The sequence below is a fragment of the Collinsella sp. LCP19S3_B6 genome (assembly GCF_052121815.1).
Lineage (GTDB): Bacteria > Actinomycetota > Coriobacteriia > Coriobacteriales > Coriobacteriaceae > Collinsella.
The window spans coordinates 87,508-96,287 of sequence record NZ_JBQKDN010000006.1; the positions used below are offsets into that span (position 1 = coordinate 87,508).

Annotated in this window: 9 protein-coding genes; 8 read left to right on the plus strand and 1 reads right to left on the minus strand. The window is 59.7% G+C overall.

Annotated features, from left to right (window positions below):
• The first annotated feature begins 13 nt into the window (after positions 1–13).
• The 5 genes from ACTQWD_RS03735 (at position 14) to ACTQWD_RS03755 (ending at position 4,103) form a co-directional block, all read left to right on the plus strand.
• Positions 14–448 (plus strand): FHA domain-containing protein, encoded by a 435-nt coding sequence (locus ACTQWD_RS03735; RefSeq protein ID WP_195838557.1) that lies wholly within the window; start codon positions 14–16, stop codon positions 446–448.
• A gap of 3 nt (positions 449–451) precedes the next feature.
• Positions 452–1,336, plus strand: coding sequence for a transcriptional regulator FtsR (gene ftsR / locus ACTQWD_RS03740; RefSeq protein WP_154516382.1), 885 nt, complete (start codon positions 452–454; stop codon positions 1,334–1,336).
• 38 nt (positions 1,337–1,374) lie between these two features.
• Complete coding sequence (locus tag ACTQWD_RS03745) at positions 1,375–1,905, plus strand: adenine phosphoribosyltransferase (RefSeq protein ID WP_195838556.1); 531 nt, start codon at positions 1,375–1,377, stop codon at positions 1,903–1,905.
• A 32-nt stretch (positions 1,906–1,937) separates the two neighbouring features.
• Entirely contained in the window at positions 1,938–3,059 is a 1,122-nt protein-coding gene (locus ACTQWD_RS03750) for a coiled-coil domain-containing protein (RefSeq protein WP_154516376.1), read from the plus strand.
• Positions 3,060–3,236: 177 nt separating this feature from the next.
• Positions 3,237–4,103, plus strand: coding sequence for a DegV family protein (locus ACTQWD_RS03755; protein ID WP_427748039.1), 867 nt, complete (start codon positions 3,237–3,239; stop codon positions 4,101–4,103).
• A gap of 57 nt (positions 4,104–4,160) precedes the next feature.
• Here ACTQWD_RS03755 and ACTQWD_RS03760 read toward each other — a convergent pair whose 3' ends face one another.
• Positions 4,161–5,759 carry a DUF4368 domain-containing protein gene (locus tag ACTQWD_RS03760; RefSeq protein WP_441559284.1) on the minus strand — a complete coding sequence of 533 codons (1,599 nt, stop codon included), beginning with the start codon at positions 5,757–5,759 and terminating at the stop codon, positions 4,161–4,163.
• Between the two features lie 95 nt (positions 5,760–5,854).
• Between ACTQWD_RS03760 and ACTQWD_RS03765 the strand changes: the two genes are divergently transcribed.
• From ACTQWD_RS03765 to istB, 3 genes are all read left to right on the plus strand, one after another.
• The gene (locus ACTQWD_RS03765; protein ID WP_441559285.1) at positions 5,855–6,214 is read left to right on the plus strand and encodes a helix-turn-helix domain-containing protein; all 360 of its coding nucleotides are present in this window, start codon (positions 5,855–5,857) and stop codon (positions 6,212–6,214) included.
• A 161-nt stretch (positions 6,215–6,375) separates the two neighbouring features.
• The gene (gene istA / locus ACTQWD_RS03770) at positions 6,376–7,851 is read left to right on the plus strand and encodes an IS21 family transposase (protein ID WP_441559286.1); all 1,476 of its coding nucleotides are present in this window, start codon (positions 6,376–6,378) and stop codon (positions 7,849–7,851) included.
• Complete coding sequence (gene istB, locus ACTQWD_RS03775) at positions 7,841–8,584, plus strand: IS21-like element helper ATPase IstB (protein WP_441559287.1); 744 nt, start codon at positions 7,841–7,843, stop codon at positions 8,582–8,584. The genes istA and istB overlap by 11 nt, the downstream gene beginning before the upstream one ends.
• Positions 8,585–8,780 lie beyond the last annotated feature (196 nt).

Here is an 8,780-nt window from a genome sequence, read left to right on the forward strand (position 1 = left end):
GTTAGGGGTTGTCATGGACAACATGGTTAACAATATGCCTCAAAACGATAAGACTGCCGACGCAACCTGCGTCTTCCGTGTGCCTTCGAGCGACGTTACCGTTCCCGATCTTATGGCGAACGTTCGCATCACTGCCCCCGTTCTGTCTATTGTCAAGGGACCGCAGACCGGTGCTGCCTTTGAACTCGAGGACGATGTGACCACCATTGGCCGCGATCCGGCAAACGGCATTTTCCTCAATGACATGACCGTATCGCGTAGCCACGCACGCATTATTCGCGAGGGTCTGGCTGCTCGCATCGAGGACTTAGGCTCGCTCAACGGCACGTGGGTTGACGGCGCTATCGTCAATGCCGCCCCGCTGCACGACGGATCTTCCGTCCAGATCGGTACGTTCACGCTCATCTACCACGAGAGCACGCCGGAGCGCATCGAAACCGGTGAGTAGGGCATGGCCGAACGCAACTATCTGAGTATTGGCCAGGTCGTCAATTTACTTCGAGGCGCATACCCCGATCTTTCGAACTCAAAAATTAGATTTCTAGAAGATGAGGGGCTCATCACCCCTCATCGTACGCCTAAGGGGTATCGCCAATACTCCAAGGAGGACGTTGACCGTCTAGAGGTCATTCTGCACCTGCAGAAGACTCGCTACATGCCGCTCAACGTGATCAAGCAACGACTGGAAAACGCTACAGATCTCTCCACGCTTGCCTACGAGGTGGGTCTGCTGTCCGATGTTCCGCTCAAGACGGAACCAAAGGAAACCAAGCAGAAACTGCACCCCATCGAGACCATTCCGGATATGTTGGGCGTCGAGATCTCGTTTATTCGCTCCTTGGCCGAAAACGACCTTATTCGCATTATCAAGAGTCCGCAGAACCGCGAGCTCGTCGACGGGCGCGATTTTCCGATTATCCGCTACTGTTCTGAACTGTCACGCTTTCATATCGAGCCGCGAAACCTTCGTCAGTACGTATCATCCGCCAACCGCGAGTCTTCGATGTTCGAGCAAGTGCTCGTGAGTATGCTTGGCATGGACACCTCAGATGACGAACGTGATGCCAAGCTCGAACGCGCGTTTAAGAAGTTACATGACCTCACCGAGGGCGTGCATACTGCGCTGCTCAAGAACCGCGTATTTGAGTCACTCAACGCCGTAGTCGAGGACGCCGATATCGATGCCCTCGATGAGGAGATCGCACGCTCCGAATCAACCAAGGCCAAAAGCGAAGAGGCATCTGCCTCCGCGGTCCCCGTGCGCGAGGAATCCCTCGTGCAGCCGCTTAAGGTTGTCGCCCCCTCGCACACCGGCACCGCCAGCGCGGACAAATAAACGCTTCTACAAACCAGCCTCCCATGAAAGGTCACGCCATGTACGACTTCGAATCTCACATCGTCGACATCCCCGACTATCCCGAGCCCGGAGTCGTCTTTAAGGACATCACGCCGCTCTTTAGCAATCCCGAAGCGCTTAAAGCCATGGTCGACGCGCTAGCGGAGCATTTCTCCGGCATGGGCATCACTAAGGTTGTAGGACCCGAGGCTCGCGGTTTTATGGTAGGCGTGCCTGTTGCCGTGGCACTCGGCGCCGGCTTTGTTCCTGCACGTAAACCGGGAAAACTGCCACGTAAGACCGTTAGCCAGGAATACGAGCTCGAATATGGAACCGATTCGATTGAGATTCACGTCGATGCCATCAGCTCTAAAGATACCGTGTTGATTCTGGACGACTTGGTCGCGACAGGCGGAACCGTTGAGGCAACAGGTAAACTAGTGCGAGATATGGGCGCAAAGCTCGTAGGTTATGGTTGTATCCTTGAGCTTGCGTTTCTTAATCCGCGCAAGAAGCTCACGCCTTCTAACGAGGACGTTGAGCTCTTTAGCCTGGTAACGGTGGACTAGCCGCTACCCTTAGATACCGGAAAGGAAGCTCCATGCGCACAGCAAACACGCATAAAAACATGGCACGCTGCGCTGCTACGGCAACCCTCGCTTGTGTTTTGGGCTTGGGCCTCGCGGCTCCTGCCTATGCCGATACCGCGTCCGATCTTGCCGCCGCTCGTACAAAACTCGAGCAGATCGGTACGCAAACCCAGCAAATTCATGAAGAACTCTCCGCACAGACGCAGGAGCTTGATCAGACTGCAGGCGAGATCACGCAAAAGCAGCAAGAGATTGCCGAGGGTCAGGCAAAGCTTTCGAGCTACGTTGCCGGTGAGTACAAGACCGGTGGTCTGAGTCTCCTTCAGGTTCTGACGGGCGTCGACGATCTGGGCGATATGCTCAACCGTTTGTTCTACTACGGCAAGGTTTCCGACAAGCAGGCCCAGACCATTCAGGAGGTCAAGGACCTTAAGCAGCAGCTCACCGATAAGCAGGCCGAGCAGGAGAAGAACGTCGCCGCGACGCAGAAGAAGGTCGACGAACTCAACGCCCAGCAGGCTGAGGCCCAGAGTGTCGTGAACTCCCTGGATTCACAGCTTCAGGCCGAGCTTGCTGCCGAGGCCGAGGCGAACGCCGCGCTGCAGGCTGGCATAAATGCCAGCACCGCCGAAAAGGCTACGGTGAGCAACGACACCGCCGGTACGACCGAGAACACCAACAATGGTGGCGGTACGACCAACAACGGCGGCGGCAACACGCCTGCGCCCGCGCCCGCTCCTGCTCCCACGCCGCAGCCCTCGACGCCCGCCCCGGCACCGGCCCCTTCCGCGCCGAGCCAGTCCGTTGACGGCGGCAGCGTTGTCTCTCGCGCTTATAGCAAGCTTGGTTGCGCTTATTCATGGGGCGGTATTGGCCCGAACAGCTTTGACTGCTCCGGCTTTGTAAGCTACTGCCTCACCGGCCGCTACTGCCGCCTGGGCACTACCGGCACCTTCATGGGTTGGCCCCGTGTTTCTGATCCTCAGCCGGGCGACGTCGTTGTTAACTCTTACCACACCGGCATCTACATTGGTAACGGCCAGATGATCCATGCTTCCGACTACAGCACGGGCGTTATCATCAGCTCCGTTGCCGCTGGTATGAACAACAATTATATTTTCGTTCGCTATTAAGTGTTTTAACTCAGCTAACGAAAGTGGACCTCGTATCCTTTGGGAGCGAGGTCCATTGTTTTATCTCGACCGCCCATTTTGTGTGTAAACTACAATCTAGTTTTGAATACTAGATATGCGCAGCATCTATCCAAAAGATAGCTATAATTGTTGAGGAACAACTAGAAAGGACCCTCAATGAGCTGGGCACTCATCTCAGATTCGAGCTGCAATCTTCGCGATTGGCAACCAACCGCACCTCATACCACCTTTGCATTTGCACCCCTTAAGATCCGAGTGGGGGAGCGTGAATTTGTCGACGATCTCTCGCTCGATGTTCACGAGCTTAATGTTGCCATTCAATCGGAATCCAGCGCATCATCGAGCTCCTGCCCAAGCGTAGGGGAGTGGGCTGAGCTCTTTAAGCTCGCCGACAAGACGATCTGCATGCCCATCTCCGAGGGCGTCTCGGGAAGCTACAATGCCGCGGCCACTGCGCGTGACATGGTGCTTGCCGAAGAGCCCAATCGTAAGATTCACCTGGTTAATTCGCGCGCAGCAGGCGGCAAGATGGACCTGATCTTCTTACTGTTTGATCGCTATCTTGCAAGTAAACCGGATGCCTCCTTTGAGGAAGCCTGCGCCTACTTCGATAGCTTGGAGCAGAACAGCAAGATCCTCTTTAGTTTATGCAATTACGAAAACCTTGCGAAGGCCGGACGTATCCCCAAGGCGGCCGGTGTTATTGCCAACAAGCTCAACATCCGCATTTTGGGCACGGCGAGCGAAGCGGGCGAAATTGAACTCGTTGGGCATACGCGAGGCGAAAAGAAGATGCTCACCAAGATTGTCGACACCATGGCGGCCGAGGGTTTCACGGGCGGCGAGGTCATCATCGATCACGTTGAGAACGAAGCTGGAGCCCAGGCGCTTGCCGACCGCATTGTGGAGCACTGGCCAGGCTCCAAGACTATCATCATGCCTTGCAACGGCCTAGATTCCTATTACGCCGAGATGCATGGTCTCATCATCGGCTACGGCATGGGCATGGCTTCGGGCCAATAAAGCTCAACCAAGCAAAACGCGGACGGGACAAAGTGACTGATGGCTCTTTTGCTGGGGTTAGATAGCGATACTTTTTACATCTACCATGTTGCGGCGGTCATGGTTGACAACTTGCGTCGGCTCCTGCTCGGTATCAACCTGTCCGACAAAGCTATAATGGATTTCGATTTTCCGGGTGTTGGTTTCCCGGTCTAATTCATGTATCAAAATACGGTCGATAAACTCATGGACGTTTTCATAGGTCAATTCCTGTATGTCGCTGTATTTCCCGACAATCTGAATAAACCTTGATATATCCCTTTTTCGCTCGGTAACGGTTGCGATCTGCTGTTGTAACTCGTCTATCCTTGCGGCAAGGGATTTCTTTTCGTCCTCATAGCCGGAAGTTAGAAACACAAACCGTTCATCTGTCAGTCTGCCTAATGCGTTGTCCTCATACAGCTTGCGGAAAAGCGTGTCAAGTTCGGTCATACGCGCCTGTGCTTTGAAAAGTTCCTTTTGCTGCTGCGCTAATGCCTTTCTCGCTTCCATGTCGCCGTACTCGGTAGCTTTACAGATAAAGTCCTGTTCGTGTTCCTTAACATACCGCAAAACCCGCCGCATATCTTCCAGCACTAAATCAAGAAGTACGTTTTTGCGGATATAATGAGAGGTACACTCGCTGCCTGTCCTTGCCCTGTTGCGCCATGCGCCGCAAGAATAGGAAAACTTGCGCGGCTCGATATTTACGCCCTGTTGGTAATACATCTTATGTCTGCAACCAGCGCAAAACAGCAAGCCGGAAAAAATATCAATCTCCGCTGCTTTTGTCGGGCGGTGGCGGGTAGCAATCCGCTTTTGCGCAAGTTCAAAGGTTTCCTCGTCAACAAGCGGCTCATGGGTGTTTGGGAAGAAATAGCGTTGTTCTTCTTCGTTCTTCCGGGTCTTTTTCGACTTGTAGGATACCTTGTGAGTTTTCGCGGTTATGGTATGCCCTAAATATTCCTGCCTTGCTAATATGTCATAGAGCGTTTTGTCCGGCCAAGTATAGGGGGCGATCATTGCCCGCTGATACCGCGCCTGTCCTGTACGCTGATAGCGCAACGCTCCAATCGTCAAGACTTTGTTTTCCGCAAGCCATTTTTGGATTTCGCACATACGCACGCCGCTAACAAACATAGCGAAAACCTGTTTGACAATCGGCGCGGTTTCCAGGTCGGGTATAAGGTGGTGGCGGTTGTTCGGGTCTGGGATATAGCCGTATGGATATTCCCCGTTGACGCGCTCGCCTTTTTGCGCCTGTGCCTGTTTAACTGCGCGGATTTTCTTGCTTGTGTCGCGGGCGTAAAACTCGTTAAACCAGTTCCGCAAGGGGGTAAACTCGTTATCCTCCCGCGCTGTGTCAACTCCGTCGTTGATCGCGATATAGCGTACTCCGTTTTCGGGAAATACAATCTCTATGAGTTCGCCCGTTTTCAGATAGTTTCTGCCAAGACGGGAAAGGTCTTTGGTAATGACCGTCGCCACTCGTCCGGCTTCCACTTCCTGCAACATCGCTTGCAGCCCCTCGCGCTCAAAACTCACGCCGGAAAATCCGTCGTCCACAAAAAACTTGGCTCTTCGGTGGTTTCTGTGGGAGAGATTCCGGCATAGGCCCAGCTCAGCGGGCGAAAACAACGATCTGGAACTGAAACGGCCCCGGGAGGGGCCGTTTCCGCGTCATCCGCCTATGATTGCTAAGCCAAATTCAGACAACCGAAGAGGTGTGACGCATGAAGAGTCTACTACTTCTCGCCCTCGGTCTGGCCCGCACGGTCGTCCTGGGCGCGCGCATCGAGGCCGAGCGCATCGTCGTGAGCGTCCGGCCCTACAAGCGCGAGCAGCGCCGCTGCCCCGTATGCGGCAGGGCCTGCGACTTCTACGACATGGCGAACCGCGGGGCCCCCAGGCTGTGGAGGGCGATGGACCTGGCGCGCTCGGCCTGCTACCTGGAGTACGCGCCCTGCAGGGTGCGCTGCCCGGAGCACGGCGTGCGCACCGAGGCCGTCCCCTGGGCGCGGCACGGGGCGCGCTTCACGCGCGACTTCGAGGACTGGGTGGCGTGGCTGGCGGTCCGCTGCACCGCCTGTTGATGTTCACTAAGAAGTGGTCCGAGTGATCACTGGGAAATGAGCACCGTGAGCACGAAAAATTGAGCAGTTTAAGCAAGAGGGCCGCGCCCCGGGGACCGGGGGCGCGGCCCTCGCCGTATGGTTTCCCCGGGCGGTTACTTTGGCGAGCCCGCCCGGGAAGGATGGAGGAGATGACCGTGCCCCTGGACACAGTGAATGATATACGGTCGATGGATGCCGCCGGGCGCTCGAGGTCCGAGATCGCCCGAGTGCTCCACGTGAGCCGGAACACCGTGGCGAAGTACGCCGACATGGAGGACATGTCGCCCGCCGCGCCGATGCCCCGGAGGAGGGGCAGGCCCGCGCTCGAGGGCAACGAGGAATGGGTCGCGGGCGTTCTCGAGGCCGACCTCGGGGCCCCGAGGAAGCAGCGCCACACCGCCAGGCGGATCTACGACAGGCTCGTCGCCGAGCGCGGCTACGGCGGCTCGTACTCCACCGTGCAGAGGTTCGTCCGCGAGCTCAGGCTCGCCCGGGCGGCGGCGGGCGGAGAGGGGTACCTCGAGCTCGGGTGTGCGCCCGGCACCTGCCAGGTCGATTTCGGGAACTTCCGCGCCGCGGTCGGCGGGAGGGCCCTCGACCTCAAGCTGCTGGTCGCGACGCTCCCGCACTCGAACGATCGGCAGTGCGTCGCCCTCATGTCGCAGAGGTCGGGGTGCCTGTGCGCCGGGCTGCTCGAGATCTTCCGCCGCTGGGGCCGCGCCCAGGCTGCGATGGTGCTCGACAACGCCACCGAGGCGGGCAGGATGGTGTGCGGCGAGGTCACGGAATCGAGGCTGTTCTCGCAGTTCAGGGCCCACTACCGCTTCGAGAGCCGGTACTGCAACCCCTATTCGGGAAACGAGAAGGGCTCCGTCGAGAACGCCGTGGGGTTCCTCCGGCGCAACCTCCTCGTCCCCGTGCCGGCGTTCGGCGCGCTCCCCGAGCTCAACGCGTTCCTCGCCAGGGGATGCGCGAGGATCAACGCGGCGGCGCGCTGCCGCGACGGCAGGCCGCACGGGGAGGCCTACCGGGAGGACCTCGCCGCCATGCGCGCCCTTCCCGGCGTGGAGTTCGACGCGGTGAGGTGGGTCACCGCCCGCGCCGACAAGCGCGGCTACGTCGAGGCCGACGGGCGCGAGTACGTCGCCGGGCCCGCCTGGCACGGGCGGAGCCTGCTCGTCGGCATGCGCGCGACGACGGTGGAGATCATCGCCGACCGCGGCCGCCGGGTCGCCGTCCTCCCCAGGGCCTTCGGGGAGGGCCCCGCGGTCCGGAACCCCCTCTCGCTCGTGCCCGCCATCATCGCCAGGCCGAGGGCCTTCGGGGAGTCGACGATCAGGCGCGACATGCCGCCGGGGCTCGTCGAGGGGATCGACCGGATGGACTCCGCCGGCAGGAGGCGCACGCTCAGGTCGATCGGCCGGGCGAGCGAGTCCTCGGGCTTCGAGGCGGCATGCGAGGCGGCGCTCAGGGTCGTCGAGGGCGGCCGCGTCCCCGACGACGCCACGGTCGACGTGCTGGCGAGGCGCATCGCGGGAGGCGGCGGCGGGGCCGGCGGGGCCGACCTGTCGGTCTACGACGGGTTCCTGAAGGGGGCGGTCGCCGATGGCCGCTAGCGAGGAGCTGGCCCGCAGGGTCGTGGAGGCCGGGCGGTCGTGCTCGCTCACCACCGCCGTCCTGGAGGAGTGGTCGAGGCTCGGCACCCCGAAACAGGTGGAGTACCTGGCGGGCTACCTCGAGGCGGAGAGGTCCAGCCGCGAGGCCTCGAAGCGCGCGACGCTGCTCAGGCGCTGCGCGCTGCCGGCGCCCAAGACCTTCGACGGCTACGACTGGTCGGCCGTGTCGTGGCCGGAGGGCATGGGGCGCGAGTCGCTGCTCGCGCTCGACTTCGTCGAGCGCAGGGAGGACCTCGTGCTCATGGGCGACGTCGGCACCGGCAAGACGCACATGGCGTCGGCCCTCTGCGCGCTGGCGTGCGAGAGGAGGCTCGAGGCGCGCTTCTTCACGGCGTCCTCGCTCGTGATGCGCCTGAGGCGCGCCCGCGACGACGGGAGGCTCGACCGGGAGGCCTCGCTCATCGGCAAGGCCCGCCTGCTCGTCATCGACGAGCTCGGGTTTCTCCCGCTCGACGCGGACGGGGCGAGGCTGCTCTTCCAGGTCTTCGCCGACGCATACGAGAGGCAGTCGGTGGTAATCACCACGAACCTGGAGTTCAGCAGGTGGGGGTCGGTGTTCGGGGACGACCAGATGGCCGCCGCCGTGATCGACCGCATCGTCCGCCACGGGAGGCTCGTCCAGTTCCGCGGCGAGTCCTACCGCGTCCGCCATGCCCTCATGCAGGAGGGCTAGCCGCTCAAAAAGCGTGCGCGCTTCCGATGCTCAGGCTGCTCAATTTCCGATGATCTTTTTGCTCAAATCCTCTTGACGAAACACACTCCGAGCTCGCCCGCGTCGAGTGGCACAGCGTGGGCGGCGTGTGCAGGCGCGTCTACGCCGAGCTGGAGGCCGCGCGCGGCGCCTCGAGGTTCGACGGCGTGCGCCGCAT